Genomic DNA, 22,904 nt, shown 5'->3' on the forward strand with positions numbered 1-22,904 from the left:
CCCGGATTATTTATTCCTGTTTCCTTCCTAATCACAGCTCCGGCTTGCCGGATTGCGCCATACGGATGATCTTCTCCAGACCCTCCAGATACTGCTGGAACATCCCGGTCCCGAGATCGGTTGATTTGCAGCTGGTCTTGGGACGTTTGCCGACAAAGGTTTTGGTCACTTCAATATAGCCCGCTTCCTCCAGCACCCGGATATGATTGCCCAGATTCCCCTCGGTCAGCTGCAGCTCATTTCGCAGGAATACAAAATCGCACTCCCCATGGACCGTGAGCAGGCTCATAATGCCCAGACGCACCTTGGCATGAATCGTCTCGTCAATCGCTCCCAGTATATTCTCACCCATGCTTCCTCCTCCGCTGCTGCAGGATGAACCCGGTTGCGAGAATACTCCCTCCGCCCAATAATCCGAACACGAGATACTGGTAATCCACCAGAAACAGCCGGGTCAGCATGGACAGCACAACGAACCAGATTCCAAGAATGACAGGGCCTTTTCCCGCCAGCGGCCCCATCGAAACATAGGCGATCCCGACGAGCATGAACCAGAAGAAGGCCGCATACTCCATGCGAATGATATCCGCCGCCATCATAAAAGAACCAGCAGCCAGGATAACGAGAAAAGGCAGCCAGAACATCCAACCGATAGCGCCTCCATCCTTCGCAAACAGTCCTCTCCGGGACTGCCGGATCCCTGTCAACGCGGACAAGAGCCCGCCGAGGACGGCTGCAATCGACCAATACCATATCGGCCAGCACGTCTGATTGAACTGCATGCCGATAAAACCGATCATCAGATAGGTGCCCCATATGAACATATACGGTATGGAGCTGGCGAGCTTGCTCTGGTTTCTCGCAATCAGCCGTTTAATAAAATCGATATCCTGTAATGCCTGCTGCGGCTCGTGTGAGGCCATTGCTACAACTCCCCTGCTTGAAGCTTTTTTCGTGAAAATCATTTCATCCGTTAATTTTCCCATCTAAACAGCAGAAAGGCAAGTATGACCATAACGACGGCAAATCCGCCCATCACGGCAAACTCCATCCCAAAAGCGGACAGACCCTGACCATGCCAGACACCCTGGACCAGCTGGACGAAATAAGTCATGGGGATCCAGTCGCTGATTCGCTGCATGAATGCCGGAAAGATATCCAGAGGCATTGCGATCCCGGACAGGAAGAGCATCGGGAAAAAGAAGACCATCGCGATGCCGCTTGCCGCACCAGGCGTATTGGTAAGCCCCGACAGGGCAAACCCCAGACTGAAGAAGCCGATGCAGCCAAACAGCAGACAAACCAGCAAGAGCAGCAGGGCGGGCCATGATACGGCTATTCCCCATATGAGCTTGGCAATAATAATGATTTCCAGAGCCCCTGCCACTATCAGGAAAACTCCCTGTACGGCATGTGAGGCAAGAACGGCAGGGGCTGCGATGGGACTTACCCGGTACCGCCGGAGAATTCCCTTCTCCCGCTGCATGAGGATGTTGATATTGAGCGTAAAGACGGAGACGGAGAGAACATTCATAGCGCAAAGCGCAGGCACATAAAAATCTATATACCGGCTGCCCTCGGTAAGTCCCGGTTGATTGCCGAACATGGAGCCGAAGATAACCAGCATGAGCACAGGATAGACCAGCACCCAGAAGATCGTCAGCCAATCTCTCAGATACAGCCGAAAATCGAATGAAATCAGTCTCAGCACTGCATTCATACGGACACCTTCTTCCCTTGGTCGGTTAATTGGGTGAAAACCTCATTCATCGAGCCGTCTTCGAGCCTGAGCTCGCTGACGGTCCAGCCCTCATCGGCAGCCAACTGAAACAGTCCTTTAAGCGTTTGATCCATGTCATTCGAATTCAGCCCGGCATAATCGCCACCCCATTCCAGGCTGACAACGCCCGTCAATGCTTCAAGAGCCTCTTTACTCATTTGATTGGCGGCTTTGAAGCTGATCCGCTTCGTTCCGCCAAGCGTGGCAATCAGTTTTCTGGGGGTATCGACGGCAATCAGACGACCCTGATTAATAACCGCGACCCTGTCGCAAAGCGTCTGCGCTTCCTCCATGTAATGGGTCGTTACCACAATCGTGCGACCTTCCTCCTTCATCCGGTGAATCATGGCCCACATTTCTTTTCTGGCATTGGGATCCAGTCCCATGCTTGGCTCATCGAGAAAGACAATGTCCGGATTATTGATCAGGGCCAGCGCCAGCGATACCCGCTGCTTCCATCCGCTAGACAAGGACTTGACCGCCTCATTCATTTTATCCTCCAGGTTCAGAAACCGGCTGAGCTGCCCCCGATCCATGGGGCTCGGATAGAAGGAAGAGAATAGAGCGAGCACTTCACCTACCCTGGCTTTGTCCGGAATGGAGGTAGACTGCAGCAGTACGCCGATCCGCTGTTTGATCGCCTTGGCCTGCTTGCGCACATCCAGGCCCAGCACGATAATATCCCCGCTGTCGGCTGTACGCAGCCCCTCGATCATTTCAATCAAGGTTGTTTTTCCGGCCCCGTTGGGCCCTACAATTCCGAAGACCTCGCCCATGCGGATATGCAATGTCATGTCGTGAACGGCGGGATGAGAGCCATATTGTTTGTAAACCTGACGGAGCTCAACAGCGTTTTGCAAGACACCAGCCTCCTATTAATAAAAAAATCAGATCACTCTGAATTACAGAGTAATCTGATTCGCAATTTAAGTCAAGGGCATTTTACCTTTATTGCTGCCCGAATTTCTCCTTGAACCATGCGGCGGCGGCATCAACCTCGGATGCCGTCAGCTGGTGTCCCGCGCGCTCCCAGTGCAGGGTTACTGAAGCGCCCGCCCCGCTCAGGAGCTGCTCCAGCTCTTCCGTTTCACCCGGAGAACAAAGCGGATCATTGCTGCCCGCTCCTATAAAGACCTGCGTCCCCGCCAAAGCCGGCAGTGTGATATCCCTTAGAGGAACCATAGGATGGTGGAGAATAGCACCTTTGAAAGCATCCGCATAATGAAACAGCAGGCTGCCGGCAATATTCGCCCCGTTGGAATAACCGACGGCCACCAGATTGCTGGAGTCCAGCTCGTATTGACGGGAAGACTGATCGAGGAATGCCTTGACCTCCTGCGTCCGGAAGATCAGATCTTCAATATCAAATACGCCTTCCGCCAGACGTTTGAAAAACCTTGGCATCCCATTCTCCAGCACATTCCCCCGCAGACTGAGCACGGATGATTCGGGAGAAATCCGCCTGGCCAGCGGAATCAGATCACGCTCGGTGCCTCCGGTCCCGTGAAAAAGCACCAATGTTGGCGCATCTCGGCGCGTTCCCTGCTCAAAAATATGATGCATCATTTAGTTCACCTCCAACTCTCTCACCTGTATGGGCAGTAAATTCGCTTCGATCTGCGGGCGTTTGGACTCCAGCCATTCCGGCAGCATCAATTGATGGCCCAGGGCGTCGGCCTCTTCATCATTGGCAAAGCCTGGAGGATCGGTTGCGATCTCGAACAGGATGCCCCCGCTCTCGCGGAAGTAAATCGCATTGAAATACTGCCGGTCAATAATGGCGGTTGGCTGGTAGCCATGTTCTGCGACGGCGCTGCGCCACTGCTCGTGCTGGGCAAAGTCAGCCGCACGCCATGCGATATGATGCACGGTTCCCGCACCGCCCGCTCCCCACTCCAGATCACTGCTGTCAATATCCACCACACTGCCGGTATCGCCCGCGGCCCGGAAACGGACATAGCCGGCATCCTCGGCTTCTCTGGCCAAACCAAGCACATGCTCAAGAACCTCCATTGTTTTTGCCGCATTCGTGCTGAACAGAACAGCGCCGCCGAAGCCTTTGATCGCGTGATCTGAAGGTATGCCTCCGAAGGACCAGGTGCTTGCGGCACCCTCGCTGCGTTCGACGAGCTCCAGTCTCATCCCTTCATGATCGGTGAACTGAAGAAATGATTCGCCGAACCGGGAAGCGTGGGTGACCGGTACTTTGAAGCTGCTCAGACGCGCTTCCCAGAAGCCGAGCGTTCCCTCTGGTACGGCAAATGTCGTAATTCCTACCTGACCGCCGCCTACACGGCCTTTCCGCGATGCGGGCCATGGGAAGAAAGTAATGATCGTGCCTGGACTTCCCGTCTCATTGCCGAAATACAGATGATATACCTCAGGCGCATCAAAGTTTATCGTTTTTTTGACCAGTCTCAAACCCAGCACACCGGCATAGAAATCGACGTTTTCCTGCGGATTGCGGGCAAAAGCGGTAATATGGTGAATTCCGGTTGTTTGCAGTGACATGTGTACCAGCTCCCTGTTTTCGATTTTTTTAAGTAGGTGAGACAATGATTTCTTACAGTCTGTCGTAGCTGACAAATTCTCCAAGTGGCTTCCGGTAGCCGCGCGGCCGCTGTCTTGACGTGTCCTCTTTGCCGATCGTCACCATCATGACGGGCACGTACCGGTCCGGAATTTGCAGAGCCTTCTTCAGCATCCCGGGATCAAAGCCGATCATCGGGCAGGTGTCCCACCCCTTGTCCTTGGCGCTCAGCATGAACAGCATGGCCGACAAACTCGCGCTGCGGATGGCTTCATCCCGCCTGAGGGCTTCTCCGCCCGATTCATAGAAGCTCAATACCGAGTTTACCGTCATGTCATATTCCTGCTTGTTCATTACGCCCAGATTGAGCAGTCCCTCATTAATATTCCCAATTTCCTGATACGCGTCCATATCGCCCAGCACAATGACAACAGCCGACGCCGATTTGACCTTGTACTGCTTGTTGGCTGCTTCATAGATGCCGCCTATCAACTCGGGTTCCCGGACGACAAGGTAACGGGTATGCTGCAAATTGAATGCTGATGGAGCAGATTTGACGACATGAAGAATATCCTCGATTTCCTCATTGCCGATCTTCACTTCCGGAATAAACTTCATAGCGGATCTTCTGGCGTTTGCAAGCTCTGTAAATGAACTCATTACCCGTACACTCCTCTATTATGAATAGTATATGAATTAATTGATCCATGCATCAATGGAATAAGGACCGGCGCCGATCAAGTCTAAGGCTACTACGATAGATATCAGGACCAGCGGATACTCATAACCGTTAGCCGTTATCCACAGCCCGTTCTTGATGTGAACCTTGAAGCTCGCACCCAGCATGACAAGAACGATCAGCAATCCGGCAATCGGTGTAAACAGACCCGAAGCCAGAAGCAGTCCGCCAATCAGCTCCATGAGTCCGGCCAAGACCGCCATCAAGACACCCGGCTTGATACCGATTGACTCCATCCAGCCTCCCGTTCCTTTCGGACCGTATCCGCCAAACCAGCCAAACAATTTTTGGGTTCCGTGGCCAACAAACAATAATCCGACAACCAAACGTACCAATAATAAACCAAGTGCAGTCATTATAAACAGCCTCCAATATAGTTTGAATTTAATTATCTTTATTTAAAGATATAAACCAAAAAAAAATTTGATCCTTGCACCTTTTTATTCCGAAGCGCCCTTGCCCAGCTTCTTGATGATTTCAATTGTTTCCTGCTTCTCTTCAAGGGACAATGCATGCATAACGGAATGAATGGTATCGGCATGCTTGGGAAAAATACGGTCGAACAGCATATTGCCCGCTTCCGTGATTTCGGCAAATATCACTCTTCGGTCCGTCTCGCACGGAACGCGTCTGAGCAGCGCCTTCTTCTCTAGCTTGTCGATGTTGTACGTGATGCTGCCGCTGGTAACAAGAATCTTCTCCCCGATCTGCTGCAGCGGAATTCTCCCCTTGGTATACAGCACTTCGAGAATGGTAAATTCCGAAGGAGAAAGACCCTGCTGCTTCATATCCTTCACCGCCCTGTCCATAACAGCCCTGTAGGCCTTGGACAGAACAACGAACAATTTCAGCGATGCCTGATGCTCCTCATCCAGCTTCCTTGTCATCTCACCTCACCTCCTCGATATCTTTTAATTAATTATCTTGAATTAAAGATATATGATTTTAAGCTATCTGTCAACAGAATTTTTTAACAGAATTTCGCAAACAAAAAGAGTCATAATTTTTGCACACATACAAATTTTTGTTGTACAGGCAATTAATTTGGTATAGGATAATATTATAGAGAAAAGGAAACAAACCGGTCCGACATTTTTTTTGGAATAAAAGTTGCATCAGGTAAAGTTATTTGCCAACAAGAAAGAAGATTGCTTTCCCGCACACCCTTCCCGCTTCCTATCCGTCACCATCGAAGCAGCTCATCACAAAAATACCAAAGGAGTCTGAATGATGAAGAAATGGATGAATCCAAGATTAAAACGGGCGCTGCAGCGGCTCATACTCACAATGCTGGCTTTATTCACAATCATTGTCATTTCCGCTTGCGGCGGCAGCGATCCGGCGGCGACTTCAGCATCCGGAGAGAAAGGGGCTTTGAAAGTGACGACCACCATCGGCATGATTGCCGATATTGTCAGACAGGTAGGCGGTGAGCATGTCCAGGTCACAGGGCTAATGAAATCCGGTGTCGACCCGCATCTGTACAAAGCCTCCCAGGGAGATATCAACAAGCTGGATAAAGCAGATATCGTCTTCTACAACGGCCTGCATCTGGAAGGGAAAATGACCGAGATTCTCGAGAAAATGGCCAAGAAACGAACGATTGTCGCTGTTTCGGACGGTATTGACCGCGCAAGTCTAAGAGGCGGCAATCAGACCGGAACAGAGTTCGATCCCCATATCTGGTTTGATGTCAGACATTGGATGGAGGCCACGGAAACCGTCCGGGATACCTTGATCAAATATGACGGCGGGCACGAAGCGGCATACCGCGCCAATGCCGATGCGTATCTCAGCCAACTGGAACAGCTTCATCAGGAGACGGCCGAGAAGATCAGCTCCATTCCAGAGGAAAGCCGCGTGCTTGTTACGGCTCATGACGCATTCGGCTATTTTGGGGATGCGTACAACATTAAGGTAATGGGGCTGCAGGGCATCAGCACCGCTTCAGAGCCCGGGACGAAGGATGTGACCGATCTGCGCGATTATTTGGTGGCGAACAAAATCAAGGCTGTGTTCATTGAATCCAGCGTCTCCCGCAAAGCAATCGACGCCGTTATTGAAGGAGCCCGTCAAAAAGGACATCTCATTCATAACGGAGGCCAATTGTTCTCTGATGCAATGGGAGAGGAAGGCACTGCGGAAGGCACCTATATCGGCATGGTCCGCCACAATGTGGAAACCATTGTAAATGCGCTCAAATAAATATTGTAGAGGAGAGCTGCCATTATGCATCTCATGCCATTGACTATCCATAACATGTCCGTCGCATATCAGAAAAAGCCTGTCCTCAGAAGCATTTCCTTTGAAGTGACCGAAGGAAGCCTGATTGGCATCGTTGGCCCCAACGGAGCGGGCAAATCCACCCTGATCAAAGCGGCGCTGGGCCTGATCCCCCGTCTCAGCGGCGATGTGGCCATCTATGGAAAACCCTATTCCGAGCAGCGGAGACTGGTGGGCTATGTCCCTCAGAGAGGTTCGGTAGACTGGGATTTCCCAACTAACGCGCTGGATGTGGTCATGATGGGACGTTACGGGCATCTGGGCTGGTTCAGACGTCCCGGAAAAGCCGAGCGGCAGCTGGCTATGGAATGTCTGGCCAAGGTCGATATGACCGATTATGCCGGCAGGCAGATCAGCCAGCTCTCAGGCGGGCAGCAGCAGCGAGTCTTCCTGGCCCGCGCACTGGCGCAGGACGCCAGGCTGTACGTCATGGATGAGCCGTTCGTGGGGGTGGATGCAGCCACCGAGCAAGCCATCATTACGCTGCTGAATGAGCTCAAGAACCAGGGCAAGACCGTCCTTGTCGTCCATCATGATCTGGCAACCGTCAAGGAATATTTTGATTCGGTCATGCTTTTGAATGAACAGATCATCGCTTACGGTCCAGTCGAGGAAACCTTCACAGCCGACAAGCTGCAGGAAACCTACGGCGGAAGGTTAACCATGCTTAAACAGAACGACGAGCCAGCACTTATGCTGAACTGAGGTGAATGACATGCTGGATTGGTTTAATATATTTCTCGATCCCAATACCCAATGGATTCTCTTCGGCTGTATGCTGCTTGGACTGGGAAGCGGCGTCATCGGCAGCTTCGCCTATTTGCGCAAGCAGGCGCTGATGGGAGATGCCTTGTCTCACGCGGCGCTTCCCGGCGTTTGCATCGCTTTCATGCTAAGCGGATCGAAGTCCATCCTGTTCTTCCTGATCGGTGCCGCAGCCGCCGGCGTATTGGCTACCTTCGGCATCAGCTATATTACCCGCCACACCCGGATAAAACAGGATGCGGCTCTGGCCATCGTGCTCTCCGTGTTTTTCGGCTTCGGAATCGTACTGCTTACAAGAATCCAGCACAGCGGGAGCGGCAACCAGAGCGGACTCGATACTTTCCTGTTCGGCCAGGCCGCATCCATGATGCAATCCGATGTCATTACCATGACCGTGATCTCCTTCGCATTGATCGGGATCTGCTCGCTCCTGTTCAAGGAGTTCAAGCTGATGAGCTTCGATCCTGATTTTGCCCGGGGACTGGGCTACCCCGTCGCCTGGCTTGACCAGTTCCTGATGCTGCTTATTGTAGTCGCTGTGGTGGTCGGTATTCAGGCGGTGGGCGTCGTGCTGATGGCAGCCCTGCTCATTACCCCTGCCGTCTCCGCCAGGTATTGGACCGAGCGTCTTGGTGTTATGGTCATCCTCGCCGGTCTGTTCGGCGCATTCAGCGGCCTGGCGGGCACATTCGTCAGCGCCAATGTCAACCAGCTGCCAACCGGTCCTTTAGTTGTTCTTGCAGCCACTTTATTATTCGTCATTTCGTTATTGGCGGCTCCCCGCAGGGGCATTATATCCAAGCTGCTGGTATTTGCTGCTGTCCGGGGTAAAGTAAGACGCGAGGATGCCGCTCTCCGGCTGGAAGGGAGGAACAAATAACGATGAGCACATTTTGGATTCTGCTCACCGGCATGCTCGTAGCCAGTACCTGCGGCATTGTTGGCTGCTTTCTCGTACTCAGGCGGATGGCCATGATTGGAGACGCCATCAGCCACTCCGTTCTTCCGGGAATCGTCATCGCCTTTCTGGTCAGCGGATCGCGGGATTCCTTATTCATGCTGCTTGGAGCTGCGGCGCTAGGCCTGATCACCGTTTTCCTGATTCAATTGTTTCAGCAGAGCGGTGTGCAGTCCGACGCTTCCATCGGGGTCGTGTTCACCGCCCTCTTCGCAGTCGGAGTCGTTCTCGTCAGCATGTATACCAGCAGGATCGATCTTGATCTGGACTGTGTCCTGTACGGCGAAATCGCCTATGTTCCCTGGAACACCATCGAAATAGGGGGCATCGATATCGGTCCCAAAGCGGTGTGGGGCGTTGGATTTGCGCTTCTCCTGACCGTCATTGTCATTGCCGCCTTCTACAAGCAGTTTAAAATCTGTTCCTTCGATCCCACGATGGCAGCGGCTGTAGGCATCCCCGTCGCCTTGTTCCATTATCTGCTGATGGGTCTTGTATCTGTCAGCACGGTCGCTTCCTTCGAAAGCGTAGGTGTCATCCTGGTCGTCGGCATGCTGGTCATTCCTCCCGCGAGCGCCTATCTGCTGACAGATAAACTGGGCAAAATGATCGTGTACAGCGTACTGATCGGCTGCGTCAGCTCCGTTACCGGTTATTATGCGGCGGTGCTTTTGGATGCCTCCATTGCCGGATGCATGATCTGCAGTGCGGGAGTGCTGTTCCTGATCGCCCTGCTGTTCTCTCCCCGACACGGCGTAATCGCCCGAAGAATCAGACAGAAACGCTCCATCGCTTCATTTTAGAATGGAAACAGGAAGCTTTCCTGCCTTGCGGCGGGGAGCTTCCTGTTACCACACTATTTCGCTAAGGACGGCTTACCTATCCTTTCCAGGATGCTCTCGCCGTACAGCCGGTCCAGCTTTAATTCCGGCATATGGATATAGCCGATATAGCAGTCGCAGCATAACATTTTGCAGGTCCTCTGCTCCGACAGTCCTTCCAGTCCGTCGCGGTATAGATGCCCGATGACCTGACGGTCCTTATAGCAGCGTTTCACCAGTCCCGCACCCTGAACATAAAAGACATCATAGCCCGCATTGCAGGCTCTGCCCGCACTCTCATAATCCACGGCGTTCAGCTGAAAATGCGGATCGATTCCGGTAAGAAAAGCGATATCCGTCTCCGAATAATAATCCGGCTTGTCCTTGAACGCATTCACCCACAGGTAGGTGTCGGATGGAATGGCGCGGCGCAGCGACGAAATCTCCGCAAAGGCGCTCTTCACCCCCACCGTGCCGATGCTGTGCGGTATACCGCGCTTGCGAAGCTGCCCGGACTGCTGGACAAACCGGATCTGCGCGGTTTGTCCGGGATGATAAGTGGCCCAGAAGGCCGCCTTCTGCGGATTGAGCGATTCCGTCCAATCCAGCTTCGCGGACAGATTCGTCTGAATGGCTACCTTGTCGACATGCTCCATATACGACAGCTCAATCATCGCCCGATGGTACCAGCTGTGGGTGAGAGCTTCGCCATAAGGATTAAAAAACACTGACAGCCGGTGTCCATTACCCCTCTGATTCCCCGCCCATTCCACAAACTCCTCCACCTGACGGCGGTCCTTGGCAAGGGTAAGCGCATTATCCTTATTTTTGCTGAACGGACAATAAGGGCAGTCATAATTGCAGGAGGTCAGGCTGCCCCGAAAATACAGCGTCGCCTTCATGCCAGAACAAATCCTTCCATCCGCTGGCGCACCTCCGGTGAGATCAGCCAGTCTCCGATGGCGTCGGAGTAGGCCAGGCCCTCATCCGTCAGCTGCAGGATGTCATCCTGCAGAAGACCCAATCCGCTATCCAGCAGCAGCTGCAGCTCGGGATGGTCATCCAGCACTTCACTTCCGAACCGCTGCGCATAATCCGCGACCGGCAAGCCCTCCACATGCAGAATCGCCTTTAACAGGAAACGGCGCTTCTGCTCTGATTCATTGAGCACAAATCCATAATTGGCCGTATCATACCGCTCTGCAGCTACATAATCGGCGATAATACTCGCTGTCGCACTGCGGCTGACGCCGTACTGCGAGGCATAGTGAACGCTCCGTGTGTATGAGCGGGCGCCGCAGCCGAGTCCGACCATACCTTCTTCCTGGCAGCCGTAAGGCAGCAGCGATTTGCCGGCAAACGCGCCGCTGCGGGCAAATCTGCGCATGGAATACTGCGCATAGCCTTCGGCAAGCAGGCGGCTGCGCGCCGCTTCATAGAAGACCAGACGGTTGTCGGCGCCGCTTTGCCTGATCTGCTCCGGCTTCACGATGGTATGCTCCCGCGTGTAGAGCGGGTAAATAAAGATCTCTTCCGGTTTGTAGGAAATCGCGCGCCCCAGTGAATACATCCAGGAATCGAGCGTTTGCCCCGGCAATCCATAAATCAGGTCAAGATTAAGAATCGGAAACGCAAACTGCTTCAGCAGCTCCGCGGCCCGCTCGGCTTCCTCCGGCATCTGCGGCCTGTAGATCGCGGCAGCCTCAGACTCCACGAAGCTTTGAATTCCCATGCTGACCCGGTCAACCCGGTTTTCCTTCAGGATATGCAGCCTCTCCTCCGTCACCGTCTCGGGAGAGGCTTCAACCGAAATCGACGCCTGAGACGAATCAAGTCCCATCGTGTCCCCGGCGATCGCGAACAGGCGCTTTAGCAATGCGGGCGCAAGCAGCGTAGGCGTTCCGCCGCCAATGGCAAATCTTGCGAACGGCTTATGCTTCACAAGCAGTGCCCACTGCCGTGCCTGGCGCTCCAACGCGTCCACATACTGCTCATGCGCCGATTGGCGTTTATCCGGCAGCGTGAACAAATTGCAAAAACCGCAGCGCGCGCCGCAGAACGGGATATGCATATAGAGGAAGAACGTCTCCGCCGGTTCGTCCTTCCACATTCCGGACAGCGGAATCGGCCGTTCCAGCTCGCTGTAAGCTGTCTTATGGGGATAGGAATACAAATAAGAGCGGTACGGCGAAGCGGTCAGCTCCTCCTTCCATTTGCGGACATCACCCGGATCGCCAGCCGCAGCCGCGCCGTTTGCAGAAAGCTCGTATGTCATCCGGTGGTCACAACCTTTCTTTATATACAAGCTCAATCCGCTGCTAGAGCAAAAATTCGCGGTAGGGCACATTCCATACCACCTCATGCGCGAGCCTGTGCCCTTCGTAGCCATCCTCGCCGTAGGCGGTGCCGTGGTCCGAGAAAGCCAGGCAGAACACGGGACGCTGACGTGCGCGCATGGCCTCGAACAATCTTCCAAGCTGTCCATCCACATAACGCAATGCCGCCCGCTGCGTGTCAACGGAGTCCTTCCTCGCCCCAGGCACAAAATAATGATTGGGACCATGAATGGCGGAAACATTCATAAACAGGAACAGCCGCTCCTCCGGCGAAGACCGGTCAAGCAGCTTTAACGCATGATTAACCTGGTGCTCCGTCGATCGGGAATTGGTCACCCCGAACGTCATCCGCCAGTAGCTTTCCTGAAAATACCCGGGCAGAACGCGCGCCAGCGGCACCTTCTTAGAGAAGAAAATAACGCCGCCGATGCATATCGTCCGGTAATCCTCCGCCTGCAGGCCGGAGACAACATCCGGCGCGTCAAACAACCAGGTATGGGGATGCGTCTTGAATCCCGTATGCCTGGAGTGAAACAAGCGGATATGTTCCGATTTGTCGGTTGTAGCCGGGGTAGGCAGAAATCCGCCGAAAAAGGCATGATGCGCCGCGTATGTGAAGCTTCCGGGCGTATGGCGCTTCTCCCATGATCCGCTGCCGCATAGATTCGGACAGCTCGCTTCCTCCAGAACAGCGGCATCATAGCGAAGCGTATCCAATGTGATCATCAGGATGTCATGACTGCCGATAATGCGGTTCATATCGGTCAAATCTGTACCACCCCGCTGCGGGCACGCGCCGCCTTGCCGGAGTTGGCAGCTATTAGCGGAGCAAACGACAGCTCCAGATGCCTCATTTCCCATTCGTAAGGATCGACGCCTTGATAGAGAACATTATAGAGCAGATCCCCGAAAGGATTGACATCCACAACATGCGGCTTCATCGAACCGCTGCCGATTACCACATCAACGCCGGCGACGCTTGACCCTGAGAAAGCGGCGAGCGCGGACTCCGCGCATTCTCTGACCGCCGCGAGCGTCGCTTCGGATAAACCCATATCCTCCGGCGACATGCGCTTGCTGCGCAAATGCAGATTCGTGATCGGCGTGCGGCTCACCCGGGCTACACAGTGACAGGCAGCACCTCCCACAACCAGCTGCCTCAAATCAAAGGTGCTGTCGCCATAAGCGGCTTTGGCTACCCACTGCTCAATATGAGCACCGTGACTGAGCAGCCAGTTCACAATAAGCCGGATCGTCGCCGTGTCCGTGTAGCGCCGCAGCTTGAGCGCATTATAAAATTGCGGCGGACGGGATATAAAGTGATCGACGCCTATAGTCGTAATCGCCAGCTCCTCGCCGGTAGACGGATTGATCTGGTACGCGATAATGCCGCAGGCTCCCGACCCCGAAGCAAGCTTCACAAATACCCGGTGCATCCGCTTGCGGCACATCGTCTCGTGCAGAGCCCCATAATCAGGGATTGCCTCCGGTATTTCCAGCAGACGCGGCACAGATACGCCCGCCGCGGATAATAGGCGATGGGTATGCCGCTTGTCGAACATGCCGGCAATATCTGCCGGTGCGTTGGTCCATTGAACGTCCGGGCAGATTTGCCCGACTTCCGTTTCCAGCTTGGCCAGCAGGCGTGTAAACCCGCGAAACCACTGGGAGGGATGATAGAGCCGTCCTCTTTGCTCCTTCAGCGCCAGGGCGGATTTTTGAGATAAGGGATGCGGATCGCTTCTCCCCTGTACTGGGAGCAGCCGGTCATCCGCATACTCCGGCCCGGTATCGGGCGCGCCCAGGGCAATCAACTGGCGCTCGACCTCGAAGTCCTCGCCCGGCGCGTCAATTCGTACAACTGGGGGCCTTTCCGAATGGGCGCGGGCTTCCTTGAAAGCTTCCTCCAGCCGCATCGTTCCGCGCAGCAGATCCAAATACGGCACTGGCACTGCGGGCGCCAGATGAAGCCTTCTTCTGGCCTCCTGCAGAGAGGACGTCCGGCGGTTGCCAGGGTTCCCGATCAGTATCATCGGCCGCATCGTTATTCCGTCAAGGCCGGATAACGATAATCTTCATCATCATCCAGATCCTGCTGTTCGCTTGTATCGACATTCAACCCCGTCTGTTCCCAGCGCTGCAGCATCCCGTCACTCATATAATGATAGCTCAGATCAAGCTTCTGCAGCTTCTTCACTTTTTCGCTGTTGATGAGCGCCTCCGCGCCTGCGTCCGTGAGCGTCCCCATCGACAGATCAAGGGTATGAAGCTGGTCCAGAATAGGCGCATCGGCAAGCGCAAGGGCGATTTCGTTCTGAATTTCGCTATTTTTCAGGCCCAGATACGTAAGGTTCGGAAACCGCCCTGCCTCAATAAGCGGCAGAACATCCTCCAGCCCCCCGTCAAAGCCGTAATCCTCCACGCCCAAATACAGCTCCAGCTTGTTCAGCAATGGCAAATGGCTGTCCTTGATGCTGTTCAGCACATTTTTGCCCAAGCCGCCGCAAATAATAATCAGCTCTTCAAGCTTCCCATGGCGGGCGGGATCAAGCTCAAGTCCTGAGCTTCCCTTGATGGTGAGGGAGGTCAGCTCCGGATAAGCGTCCAGCACGGGAGCTATATTGGACTGCATAATCCAGGATACTTCGCATTCCTCAAAGCCCATATCGCCGATAAACAGCTGGCGCAAGGCGGGAAAACGGTCCTTGAGACGGACTAGCGTTTCAACGATTCCGCTGGAATCATTCTCGTACGCTCCGCCCCACTCTCCGATAATGAGGCTGGTCAGCCCTTGACTCTCCGGACTGTCTGCGAGCTTTTCAATCCATTCTTCGACTTTTTGGCCAGCCTCATACTGGTCGTAATCAATGCTAAGCTTAACTTCGGACATGTAGGTTCCTCCTGAGAGTTTTTTAGTGAGATCCTCCGGGGCATTTCAAGCGTGCTGCAAACTCGCGCAGAAAACATAAACATGCGCTTTAATGAAGCTTTCTGGCGATACTTTACTGATGCTCGCTTCTAAAGCTGAAAACTCCCTTATTAAGGTAAAAAATATGTACGGTCTTTTTGATTTTAACCCAAAATAATATGTCTTGTCCGTTTTACGGGTCAGATTGCAAAAAACTACTTGTTATTCACCATAATCGCTAACTTTGAAACCGATTGCGAAAGTTAATTTTCAGCAAATATCTGTCAGACTTCACTGACTGAATATGTCAGCCAAGATTGGTTATTATGAATGTGGACACATAATCGAAGGGAATGATCGGAAATGAACCAATACGGGTTATATGGCAAATTTACTGCACAGACGGGCAAACGCGATGAGCTTGCGAAAATACTGCTGGAGGCGGCATCTCAGATGGATGTGATCGAGGATTGCCTGCTGTATGTCATCAATGTTACGGAGAACAAGCCGGAAACGATATGGGTCACGGAGGTTTGGACTGATGCCGCTGCCCATCAGGCCTCGCTGTTAGGCGAAGAGGCTCAGACGCTGATCGCGCTGGCAAGGCCTTTAATTGCAGGAATTGAGCAGATTCAACTGCAGACGCTGGGCGGCAAGGGTGTCTAACTACCTCGCTCGCGAAACCGGGGAATGCAATCCGTTAATCATCGACAGTGTCCTCATTGCATATCAAGGCCGGTTCAGCAGCTAGCTTATACTTGTACATGCTCGTGCTGCTATTTCGGGATAGCCGGCGATGAATGGGCCATGCCAATTGGTCAAAAAAAAACAACAGCAGTTCAGCGCACGTACAATTACCCGCTGTTCATTTCACATATGATGTCTTATATCAAATGTGAAAAGCAGGGTGATACAAAATGAGTGTATATGATACAGGGCCAATCGATAATCGGGCATTCCCTCGAACGAGCCGGCTTGCTGTCTGGCTGTCTAACGGAGGACGGGATCCCGCTATTGCTTCGATCCAGGCTTATACAGTGACTCCAGTCACATCCGGATTTCATTCAACCACATTCTATACCTTATATCTGGTATCGTTATCCCCGTCAGGATCGGATGGCAGCGTGTTTCTGCTTGATCATATATTTGCCGATCTTGACGTTTACGGAGTAAGGGTTATTACAAGCGGCCTGGGCGGCAGCAATATTTCAGTGACAATCTCGGAAATGGACGGCGGCGGACAAGTGGTTGAGAAGCATATTTTAAGAGGTGAAGATTCAATTATCGGCACCCTCCTTTTTGCTTACAATGCCAATATCGATCAAGATACTGTAACGGTCGTTAGTACGGAAAACAATACGATCGCATCCACCATCGCCTTGCCTGCCGGAAGCAGTCCAATTGGAGTTGCGGTTACGCCGGACGGTACTCGCGTGTATATTGCAAATTTCGGCAACTCTACAGTTTCGGTCATCAGCACAGCGACCAACAGTGTAGTTACAACGATTCCCACGCCTCCCGGAAGCCAGCCAACATCAATTGTAATTACTCCCGACAGCTTCCGCGCTTATGTGACCGACTTCCAGGGATCGGTCATTGTACTGGATACGGTTACGAATACCGTACAAACTACGATACCAATTTCTCCGGTCAGCAGTCCACTCGGAATCGCGATCACCCCTGACGGTACACGCGCATATGTCGCCAATGTCGGCAGCAACACGATTTCCGTGATAGATACGTTAACCAATGCCGTCATTGCCACAATTCTTGCCGGAATTCTCCCGGACGCCGTTGCGATTACTCCTGATGGCTCTCGCGCTTACGTCACGAATCAGGGTGACGATACGGTTTCGGTCATTGATACCGGCAGCAATACGATTATAACAACGGTTCCATTGCCGGCGGGATCCATTCCATTTGGCGTTACGATATCTCCTGACGGTTCCAGAGCCTACGTTGCCAGCAATGTCAATAACAGCGTAACCGTTATCAATGTGGCAACGAATACGGTATTGATAGATATACCAACACCCGGCAGGCCGGTATCCGTTGCGATTACTCCTGACGGCGTATTTGCTTATGTCTCCTCCCAGGTTAATAACGGGATCACGGTTATTGAGACGGCAAGCAACACGGTCGTAGCGAGCCTCCCTGCGGGAAGCTCACCAAGATCGATTGCTGTGACGCCGATCCTGCTGATGTAGTAATACAGGGAACAGGGTAAATAGCGTATGCCCGCTAGAAACAAAAAATCCCGCAGCCTATGCGGGATCACGCGTTTATCATTCAGGTACCGGATCTATCTGGACGCAAGCTTCGCCCCATCTAGCAGCTGATGCGACATCCATTCATTGTTAATGACGGGATCGCCGTCCAGAGCCAGCTGCTCATACAGCCTGGTCCGCAATTTTTTGATAATCGGGGCGGATTCCGGCTGCGCGATCAAATTCACCAGTTCCCCGGGATCGGCCGTAAGATCGTAACACTCATCCACATCCGTCAAATTCCAAATGTATTTCCAGGTCCGCGTACGGATCATTCGCTGGGTGTACAATCCGAACTGCTGGCCGTTATAAGAGGCGACAATGGAGTCTCTCCAATCAGCAGCTTCCGGTCCGCCCGTCAGGAACGGCTTCAAGGATCGGCCCTGCAGCTGCGGGGAATTCTTCGTCGCAAGCTCCAGCAAATCAATAAGCGTCGGCGCCATATCCAGCAGGTTGTAGACAAACCGGCTGTCGACGCGGCCAGTCTGATCCTTACCGGGCAGCCGGATGGCGAGGGGGACGCGGACGACATCGTCATAGAGAATATAATGCTTATCCATCATTCCGTGCGAACCGCACATGTCGCCATGGTCAGCGGTAAAAATAACAATCGTATCGGCAGACGCATCAAGCGCGTCCAGCTCAGCCAGTATGCTGCCAATCGCTTCATCGAGCTGGCTGATAATTCCGTAATACCTGGCCACAATTGGCGCCCAATCGGCCCAGGTATAATCCTCGACTCCCCAGTTCAGCAGCTGCTGCCGCTGAATGTAGGGCTTCCCCTGGAAGGTCTCCCGGAATCCCGCCCACTCCGGCATCGCAGCAGGATCGTACATTTCCGCAAACTTTCCCGAAGGACGGCATGGCAGATGCGGCTCGGGAAAGTGCACAGCCAAATGCCAGGGCTTGCCTTCCGATTCCAGCTGCCTGAGCGTGCTGACCGCCCGATCCGCCATCCAGTGAGTTTGCGAATCCCCGAGCGGAACCGGACTTGCTTCGCCAAAATATCCGTTCTTGAATTCAATATCCGGATACCGCTGCTTCCGGAAGGCCTGGTAATCCGCTTCGCTTACATATGAATCATAGCCGAAGGCTGTTGCATCATGCTCCGGATTCACACCCCACTTGCCGATATAAGCGGACCGGTACCCATTATCCGAGAGCAGTCCGGACCAGGTGAAATGCTCCGGCTGAAGAGAGCCCACAGGAAGAAAAGCATTATAGTTCCACAAGCCGCCGAAGGTCTCCGGCCTTCTTCCATGCAGCAGGGACTGCCGGGCCGGGCAGCACAGCGGCACATGCGAATAGGCTTGATCGAATACGGTGCTCTGCGCGGCAAACCGGTCAAGATGGGGAGTTTGTACGGGATATTGGCCGCTATAGCCGACACAATCATGACGAAGCTGATCTGCCGTAATTAACAGCACGTTAGGCGAACGCGTTTGCATAGGAGATGCGTCAGCTCCTCTCTCTCCTGGAATACTCTTATACTGGCTGGGATTACTCGATCTCCACACCTGTCCGGTATTGGCTGGGCGAGCAGCCCACATGCCGGAGAAACAACCGGTTGAAGAACGATTGATCCTCATAGCCCACCGTAGTCGCCACATTGATGACCTTGTCGTCCGTCTCCAGCAGCAGGTGCTTGGCGCGTTCCATGCGGATCTCATGCAGCACATCGAATACGCTGCGGTTGAACTCCTCGCGCATCAGCCGGTTTAACTGCCGCGTGCTTACATTAAATAAGCCGGACAAGGACTGGAGCGTGATTTTCTTCTCGAAGCTCCGCTCCAGATAGCCGTAAATCCGGCGTGCGGTCATCTCCCGCTCCAGCTGACGGGGAGAAGGGTGAACCCGCTGCTGCTGCATCATCGCGTAATAGCGGGAGAGCAGCACAAGCAGCTCGATCATTTGCAGCCGGATCAGCGTCTTATAGCCGGGTACGCGGCTGTCCAGCTCACGGATCATGCTGTCCAGGAGCTGCTGAACGGAGTCCGCATCCTGCCCGTGCAGATTAAGCCGGTGATTGAACCTCACGTCATGCTTCAGAAACGGGTGAACGTAGAAATAGTCCATCGAGCCTGTAATTTCAAGCTCGCTGAGCAGCGCATCGGAGATAAAGGACGGCATAAACAAGCAGTTGATAATATCAATCTGCTCGCTGGACTCGACATAATAGGCGTGGGTTTCACCGGGATTAATAATAAACACATCCCCCGCATGAACCTCATACGGGGAACCCTGGAAGATATGCATGCCCTTGCCCCGAACGACATAGACCAGCTCGACGAACTCATGCCCATGCTCGGAGATCGAGCCCTGTACAGTCCGGGTAATCCAGAACGGAAATTCATCCTTCATATAATTATTTCTGCTCAGAATATCCTGCATGCCTCTATTCACCCTTTGCAAAAGACTCCGATTGTACGGTCGTGCGGGAAATACTAGCCGTCAGCCGCGGTGAAGCACCGCGTTGTCGAAACGCTCCCGCTGCGGGTTCTGGTACCATTCCTCCCAGGTCAACGACGCCGAACCGAGAATCTGCTCGATTCTTCTCCGGAAGGGCAGTCCTGCTTCCTGAAGCTGTCGCTGCATGGGGTCCGCTCTTCCTGCCAGCTTGCGCTCCACCCATTCATTCAGCCGGGTTTCCAAATGCTCCGCAACGTCCGGCAGCCTCTCTGCAAGATTGACCGTTTCCGCAGGATCATCGGTCAAATCGAATAATTCTCTCGGCGGACGTGTGAACGGCCCAGAGTCATAGGTGCGGATGAACTTGTAGCGGTCCGTTCGAATCGCCCTTGCCGCCTGCCAGGCACATTCGCTCAACAGCAGCGCATCGTTCGTGCCTTCCGCTTCGCCGCTGATCGACGGCCATAAGCTGCGCCCGTCGAGAACCGCGGGATACTTAAGCTTCGCCTGGTCAATTCCGGATACAGCCTCCATGCGCGCGGCATCCAGAATAGTCGGCAGCAGATCGACCTGCTGCACAAGCCCCGGAACCCTCCGGCCAGCGGGAATTCTTCCCGGCCAACGGATAATCATCGGGACATGGACGGTCGGCTCATACAAGCCGCAGTGGTCCCAGTAGATGTCATGCTCCGTCAGGCTTTCACCATGATCGCCAAACAGGATGATCATGGTCTCCTCTTGGATCCCGAGCTTTTCAAGATGATCATCCAGCTCCTTCAACCTGTCATCCAGATAGCGGATTTCCGCATCATAAAGCGCATCATAATAATCACTGTCCGTAACCTCGCCGACCAGATCATAATGGTGATGCTTGAAGAAAGGGTAAGCTGGATGATTATACGCGCCTTCCATGCTTTTGTTTCGTGGATCGAACGGGTCCCTTCCAGGCTCGTAGAACTCCGGAATGTAGGAATCCGGCGGCAGATAAGGCGTATGCGCATCCCAATAATGCAGGAACAGGAAGAAGTTCTCTTCCCGGTGCTGCCCGATCCAGGGCATCGCCAATTCGTTGACCGTGCGTCCGTCAATCCAGCGGTTGCCCCCGACGCTGTTCATATAATACCGGTAGCCGCGGGCAAACCATTCCTTCAGCTGGTACAAATTGTCCACTGCCGCTGTGGTGAAGCCGGCGGAGCGCAGCATGGAAGGCAGCCATTCGGTTGACTTGGGCAAATGCGTCAGCTCCGAGCCGTGAGATACAACGCCTGTGGTCAGACCGATTTTGCCGGTAAAAATGCCGGTATGCGCGACCTCGGTCGGAATATCCGCCGCATAAGCCTTTTCGAACAGGACTCCCTCACGGGCTATCCGGTCCAGATGCGGGCTTGTGGCTTTATGGTAGCCATAGCAGCCGAGGCGCGAGGCGCGAAGCGTATCCAGCGAGATCATAATTATTTTCATCGTGCTTCTAATCCCTCCGAGAAGTTGACTTCTCCAGTGGTGCGGCATGGCCGAGCCATGCAAGTATCGTATCTCCATTTTGCTCCAGCGTCGCAGTGGATGTGCATAGTGTGATGTCCGGATTGCTTGGCTCGTCATAGGAATCGGAGATGCCCGTGAATTGGGTAATCGCTCCGCTTCTCGCTTTGGCGTACAAGCCTTTGACATCTCTCATCTCGCATACATGAAGGGGACATTTCACATAAATCTCAACATAACCTGGCAGCTGCGCCCTGGCGTGCTCCCTCATCTCCGTGTAAGGCGTGATGGCGGATACCAGCACATCCACCCCGTTTCGCGAAAGCAGCCTGGCGAGATACGTAACCCTTTTAATGTTCTCGAAGCGCTCTTCGCGGCTGAAGCCGAGTCCTTTGCAGATCGTATCGCGCAGCTCGTCGCCATCGAGCAGTTCAACGCGCCGGCCCTGCTTCCTCAGCTTCTCTTCCAAGAATTTGGCCGTTGTCGTCTTGCCGGCTCCGGATAGACCGGTAAACCATAATACCGAGCCATGCCCGTTATTATTCATATCCATTTCCCTCCACGTCCCCTGTATCATTCGTTAGCCGCAACCTCTACAGGAGCTCCGCCCAGCTGATGTGAACGTATAGCAGCTTCAATGACTTCCTGCGCCGCGAGCGCATCTGCCCCGGATGCGGCAATATCCTCCGGTTTTACCCCTGTCTGAATCTCCTCGATGAACCGGTTGATCCGATGCCCGAACGTGTCGTCAAAGCCCTTCATCCCTCCGAACAACGGATTGCGGACAACCATCAACTCATCGGAATGATGCGGATAGTAAGTCATACTCTCATATACATTGTCAATAACAAGCCGACCCTCGTGACCGGCAACCTCGCAGTATTCAATGGGATGCCTCATGGACATATCGTAGCTTCCCGTCAAATGCCCGACCGCGCCGCTGACAAATTCCATATTGACGGAAACAGTGGACCAGGACGTCCGCCCGGGTGCTTTGGTCATAAAGGACTGCACCCGCTTCACATCCCCGGCAAAAAACCGCATAACATCAATGGAATGCGGATGGAGGGCCCGCATATGAAGCCACTCCGTATCCTCCTGCGGATTGCGGATCGTCAGCCTCATATTCAGGAACAGCAGGGAGCCCAGCTTCCCTTCCGCGACCAGCTCCTTCGCCTTGTACGCCGCAGGGGTGAAGCGGTGATTGAGGTTGCAGGCAAGCCGCACGCCCTTCTCCCGGGCAAAAGCAACCATCTTCCGCGCCTCTTCGATATTATTGGATATCGGCTTCTCCACGAACACCGCCTTGCCTGCTTCAATCGCGATCATGGCCGGCTCAAAGTGGTGGCTGCCCTTCTCTACGCCCGCAGTCGCCACGATAACGGCATCAATCGTTTCCTTGCTCAGCAGCTCCCGCAAATCCGTATAATGGGGAACCGAATGCTCGCGCCCCGCCGCCTCGGCCCGCTCCGGCATCAGATCGCAGACGGCAGCGAGCTCGGTGTCCGGATGGCTTCGATACGCGCGGCAGTGGATTTTACCGATATTGTTGACGCCGACAACAGCTACTCTGATCATTTGCAGTCCCTTCCTTTCGAGCTTGCTACCTGCAAAAAGCATGGGTCCATA

Annotated in this window: 25 protein-coding genes; 6 read left to right on the top strand and 19 right to left on the bottom strand. The window is 53.7% G+C overall.

The genetic code is table 11. The features are described 5' to 3' along the window. Positions 1-31: 31 nt before the first annotated feature. The 9 genes from ACFOLF_RS03085 to ACFOLF_RS03125 form a co-directional block, all read right to left on the bottom strand. Complete coding sequence (locus ACFOLF_RS03085; protein ID WP_210039872.1) at positions 32-352, bottom strand: winged helix-turn-helix domain-containing protein; 321 nt, start codon at positions 350-352, stop codon at positions 32-34. Continuing rightward, entirely contained in the window at positions 345-923 is a 579-nt protein-coding gene (locus ACFOLF_RS03090) for a hypothetical protein (RefSeq protein ID WP_210039871.1), read from the bottom strand. The genes ACFOLF_RS03085 and ACFOLF_RS03090 overlap by 8 nt, the downstream gene beginning before the upstream one ends. Positions 924-973: 50 nt before the next feature. Continuing rightward, complete coding sequence (locus ACFOLF_RS03095) at positions 974-1,720, bottom strand: ABC transporter permease (protein ID WP_210039870.1); 747 nt, start codon at positions 1,718-1,720, stop codon at positions 974-976. Next, positions 1,717-2,640 (bottom strand): ABC transporter ATP-binding protein, encoded by a 924-nt coding sequence (locus ACFOLF_RS03100; RefSeq protein ID WP_210039869.1) that lies wholly within the window; start codon positions 2,638-2,640, stop codon positions 1,717-1,719. Before ACFOLF_RS03100 ends, ACFOLF_RS03095 begins: the two co-directional genes overlap by 4 nt. Before the next feature lie 88 nt (positions 2,641-2,728). Next, entirely contained in the window at positions 2,729-3,343 is a 615-nt protein-coding gene (locus tag ACFOLF_RS03105; RefSeq protein ID WP_210040009.1) for an alpha/beta hydrolase, read from the bottom strand. Positions 3,344-3,346: 3 nt separating this feature from the next. Continuing rightward, positions 3,347-4,291, bottom strand: coding sequence for a ring-cleaving dioxygenase (locus tag ACFOLF_RS03110; protein WP_210039868.1), 945 nt, complete (start codon positions 4,289-4,291; stop codon positions 3,347-3,349). A gap of 52 nt (positions 4,292-4,343) precedes the next feature. After that, the gene (locus tag ACFOLF_RS03115; protein WP_210039867.1) at positions 4,344-4,970 is read right to left on the bottom strand and encodes a nitroreductase family protein; all 627 of its coding nucleotides are present in this window, start codon (positions 4,968-4,970) and stop codon (positions 4,344-4,346) included. 36 nt (positions 4,971-5,006) lie between these two features. Next, entirely contained in the window at positions 5,007-5,405 is a 399-nt protein-coding gene (locus tag ACFOLF_RS03120) for a DoxX family protein (protein WP_210039866.1), read from the bottom strand. Between the two features lie 84 nt (positions 5,406-5,489). Continuing rightward, complete coding sequence (locus ACFOLF_RS03125) at positions 5,490-5,936, bottom strand: MarR family winged helix-turn-helix transcriptional regulator (protein WP_210039865.1); 447 nt, start codon at positions 5,934-5,936, stop codon at positions 5,490-5,492. Between the two features lie 355 nt (positions 5,937-6,291). Here ACFOLF_RS03125 and ACFOLF_RS03130 point away from each other — a divergent pair, with 355 nt between their 5' ends. From ACFOLF_RS03130 to ACFOLF_RS03145, 4 genes are read left to right on the top strand one after another with little or no spacing between them, the layout of a single operon-like run. Next, a complete protein-coding gene (locus tag ACFOLF_RS03130; protein WP_210040008.1) occupies positions 6,292-7,254 on the top strand; it encodes a metal ABC transporter solute-binding protein, Zn/Mn family in 963 nt (320 codons plus the stop codon). Between the two features lie 24 nt (positions 7,255-7,278). Continuing rightward, positions 7,279-8,037, top strand: a complete 759-nt coding sequence (locus ACFOLF_RS03135) for a metal ABC transporter ATP-binding protein (protein ID WP_210039864.1) — start codon at positions 7,279-7,281, stop codon at positions 8,035-8,037. A 10-nt stretch (positions 8,038-8,047) separates the two neighbouring features. Then, complete coding sequence (locus tag ACFOLF_RS03140; RefSeq protein ID WP_210039863.1) at positions 8,048-8,977, top strand: metal ABC transporter permease; 930 nt, start codon at positions 8,048-8,050, stop codon at positions 8,975-8,977. Between the two features lie 2 nt (positions 8,978-8,979). Then, a complete protein-coding gene (locus ACFOLF_RS03145; RefSeq protein ID WP_210039862.1) occupies positions 8,980-9,858 on the top strand; it encodes a metal ABC transporter permease in 879 nt (292 codons plus the stop codon). A 53-nt stretch (positions 9,859-9,911) separates the two neighbouring features. Here the strand turns inward: ACFOLF_RS03145 and ACFOLF_RS03150 are convergent, their stop codons facing one another. From ACFOLF_RS03150 to ACFOLF_RS03170, 5 genes are read right to left on the bottom strand one after another with little or no spacing between them, the layout of a single operon-like run. Continuing rightward, a complete protein-coding gene (locus ACFOLF_RS03150; protein ID WP_210039861.1) occupies positions 9,912-10,778 on the bottom strand; it encodes an STM4011 family radical SAM protein in 867 nt (288 codons plus the stop codon). Then, positions 10,775-12,151: an STM4012 family radical SAM protein gene (locus ACFOLF_RS03155; RefSeq protein ID WP_210039860.1), complete on the bottom strand. Its 1,377-nt coding sequence runs from the start codon at positions 12,149-12,151 to the stop codon at positions 10,775-10,777. The genes ACFOLF_RS03150 and ACFOLF_RS03155 overlap by 4 nt, the downstream gene beginning before the upstream one ends. A gap of 43 nt (positions 12,152-12,194) precedes the next feature. Continuing rightward, entirely contained in the window at positions 12,195-12,980 is a 786-nt protein-coding gene (locus ACFOLF_RS03160) for an STM4013/SEN3800 family hydrolase (protein ID WP_210039859.1), read from the bottom strand. Next, a complete protein-coding gene (locus ACFOLF_RS03165) occupies positions 12,977-14,254 on the bottom strand; it encodes an STM4014 family protein (protein WP_210039858.1) in 1,278 nt (425 codons plus the stop codon). Before ACFOLF_RS03165 ends, ACFOLF_RS03160 begins: the two co-directional genes overlap by 4 nt. Before the next feature lie 2 nt (positions 14,255-14,256). Next, complete coding sequence (locus ACFOLF_RS03170) at positions 14,257-15,102, bottom strand: STM4015 family protein (protein WP_210039857.1); 846 nt, start codon at positions 15,100-15,102, stop codon at positions 14,257-14,259. Positions 15,103-15,483: 381 nt separating this feature from the next. Here ACFOLF_RS03170 and ACFOLF_RS03175 point away from each other — a divergent pair, with 381 nt between their 5' ends. Further along, positions 15,484-15,786 (top strand): putative quinol monooxygenase, encoded by a 303-nt coding sequence (locus ACFOLF_RS03175; protein ID WP_210039856.1) that lies wholly within the window; start codon positions 15,484-15,486, stop codon positions 15,784-15,786. A gap of 251 nt (positions 15,787-16,037) precedes the next feature. After that, entirely contained in the window at positions 16,038-17,327 is a 1,290-nt protein-coding gene (locus tag ACFOLF_RS03180; protein ID WP_210039855.1) for a beta-propeller fold lactonase family protein, read from the top strand. 95 nt (positions 17,328-17,422) lie between these two features. Here ACFOLF_RS03180 and ACFOLF_RS03185 read toward each other — a convergent pair whose 3' ends face one another. From ACFOLF_RS03185 to ACFOLF_RS03205, 5 genes are read right to left on the bottom strand one after another with little or no spacing between them, the layout of a single operon-like run. After that, complete coding sequence (locus ACFOLF_RS03185; RefSeq protein WP_210039854.1) at positions 17,423-18,835, bottom strand: sulfatase-like hydrolase/transferase; 1,413 nt, start codon at positions 18,833-18,835, stop codon at positions 17,423-17,425. A gap of 52 nt (positions 18,836-18,887) precedes the next feature. After that, positions 18,888-19,778, bottom strand: coding sequence for a helix-turn-helix domain-containing protein (locus ACFOLF_RS03190; RefSeq protein WP_210039853.1), 891 nt, complete (start codon positions 19,776-19,778; stop codon positions 18,888-18,890). 60 nt (positions 19,779-19,838) lie between these two features. After that, positions 19,839-21,257, bottom strand: a complete 1,419-nt coding sequence (locus tag ACFOLF_RS03195) for a sulfatase family protein (protein ID WP_210039852.1) — start codon at positions 21,255-21,257, stop codon at positions 19,839-19,841. A 7-nt stretch (positions 21,258-21,264) separates the two neighbouring features. Continuing rightward, complete coding sequence (gene cysC / locus ACFOLF_RS03200) at positions 21,265-21,822, bottom strand: adenylyl-sulfate kinase (protein WP_210039851.1); 558 nt, start codon at positions 21,820-21,822, stop codon at positions 21,265-21,267. Between the two features lie 26 nt (positions 21,823-21,848). Beyond that, positions 21,849-22,853 carry a Gfo/Idh/MocA family protein gene (locus ACFOLF_RS03205; RefSeq protein WP_210039850.1) on the bottom strand — a complete coding sequence of 335 codons (1,005 nt, stop codon included), beginning with the start codon at positions 22,851-22,853 and terminating at the stop codon, positions 21,849-21,851. Between the last annotated feature and the right edge of the window lie 51 nt (positions 22,854-22,904).

This window comes from Paenibacillus sepulcri, assembly GCF_042647105.1.
Classification (GTDB): domain Bacteria; phylum Bacillota; class Bacilli; order Paenibacillales; family Paenibacillaceae; genus Paenibacillus_Z; species Paenibacillus_Z sepulcri.

What these genes read in the sequence shown, in the direction of transcription:
- ACFOLF_RS03085 (WP_210039872.1), bottom strand. Translation starts at nt 352, where the DNA reads ATGGGTGAGAATATACTGGGAGCGATTGACGAGACGATTCATGCCAAG.
- ACFOLF_RS03090 (WP_210039871.1), bottom strand. Translation starts at nt 923, where the DNA reads ATGGCCTCACACGAGCCGCAGCAGGCATTACAGGATATCGATTTTATT.
- ACFOLF_RS03095 (WP_210039870.1), bottom strand. Translation starts at nt 1,720, where the DNA reads ATGAATGCAGTGCTGAGACTGATTTCATTCGATTTTCGGCTGTATCTG.
- ACFOLF_RS03105 (WP_210040009.1), bottom strand. Translation starts at nt 3,343, where the DNA reads ATGCATCATATTTTTGAGCAGGGAACGCGCCGAGATGCGCCAACATTG.
- ACFOLF_RS03110 (WP_210039868.1), bottom strand. Translation starts at nt 4,291, where the DNA reads ATGTCACTGCAAACAACCGGAATTCACCATATTACCGCTTTTGCCCGC.
- ACFOLF_RS03115 (WP_210039867.1), bottom strand. Translation starts at nt 4,970, where the DNA reads ATGAGTTCATTTACAGAGCTTGCAAACGCCAGAAGATCCGCTATGAAG.
- ACFOLF_RS03120 (WP_210039866.1), bottom strand. Translation starts at nt 5,405, where the DNA reads ATGACTGCACTTGGTTTATTATTGGTACGTTTGGTTGTCGGATTATTG.
- ACFOLF_RS03125 (WP_210039865.1), bottom strand. Translation starts at nt 5,936, where the DNA reads ATGACAAGGAAGCTGGATGAGGAGCATCAGGCATCGCTGAAATTGTTC.
- ACFOLF_RS03130 (WP_210040008.1), top strand. Translation starts at nt 6,292, where the DNA reads ATGAATCCAAGATTAAAACGGGCGCTGCAGCGGCTCATACTCACAATG.
- ACFOLF_RS03135 (WP_210039864.1), top strand. Translation starts at nt 7,279, where the DNA reads ATGCATCTCATGCCATTGACTATCCATAACATGTCCGTCGCATATCAG.
- ACFOLF_RS03140 (WP_210039863.1), top strand. Translation starts at nt 8,048, where the DNA reads ATGCTGGATTGGTTTAATATATTTCTCGATCCCAATACCCAATGGATT.
- ACFOLF_RS03145 (WP_210039862.1), top strand. Translation starts at nt 8,980, where the DNA reads ATGAGCACATTTTGGATTCTGCTCACCGGCATGCTCGTAGCCAGTACC.
- ACFOLF_RS03150 (WP_210039861.1), bottom strand. Translation starts at nt 10,778, where the DNA reads ATGAAGGCGACGCTGTATTTTCGGGGCAGCCTGACCTCCTGCAATTAT.
- ACFOLF_RS03155 (WP_210039860.1), bottom strand. Translation starts at nt 12,151, where the DNA reads ATGACATACGAGCTTTCTGCAAACGGCGCGGCTGCGGCTGGCGATCCG.
- ACFOLF_RS03165 (WP_210039858.1), bottom strand. Translation starts at nt 14,254, where the DNA reads ATGCGGCCGATGATACTGATCGGGAACCCTGGCAACCGCCGGACGTCC.
- ACFOLF_RS03170 (WP_210039857.1), bottom strand. Translation starts at nt 15,102, where the DNA reads ATGTCCGAAGTTAAGCTTAGCATTGATTACGACCAGTATGAGGCTGGC.
- ACFOLF_RS03175 (WP_210039856.1), top strand. Translation starts at nt 15,484, where the DNA reads ATGAACCAATACGGGTTATATGGCAAATTTACTGCACAGACGGGCAAA.
- ACFOLF_RS03180 (WP_210039855.1), top strand. Translation starts at nt 16,038, where the DNA reads ATGAGTGTATATGATACAGGGCCAATCGATAATCGGGCATTCCCTCGA.
- ACFOLF_RS03185 (WP_210039854.1), bottom strand. Translation starts at nt 18,835, where the DNA reads ATGCAAACGCGTTCGCCTAACGTGCTGTTAATTACGGCAGATCAGCTT.
- ACFOLF_RS03190 (WP_210039853.1), bottom strand. Translation starts at nt 19,778, where the DNA reads ATGCAGGATATTCTGAGCAGAAATAATTATATGAAGGATGAATTTCCG.
- ACFOLF_RS03195 (WP_210039852.1), bottom strand. Translation starts at nt 21,257, where the DNA reads ATGAAAATAATTATGATCTCGCTGGATACGCTTCGCGCCTCGCGCCTC.
- cysC (WP_210039851.1), bottom strand. Translation starts at nt 21,822, where the DNA reads ATGAATAATAACGGGCATGGCTCGGTATTATGGTTTACCGGTCTATCC.
- ACFOLF_RS03205 (WP_210039850.1), bottom strand. Translation starts at nt 22,853, where the DNA reads ATGATCAGAGTAGCTGTTGTCGGCGTCAACAATATCGGTAAAATCCAC.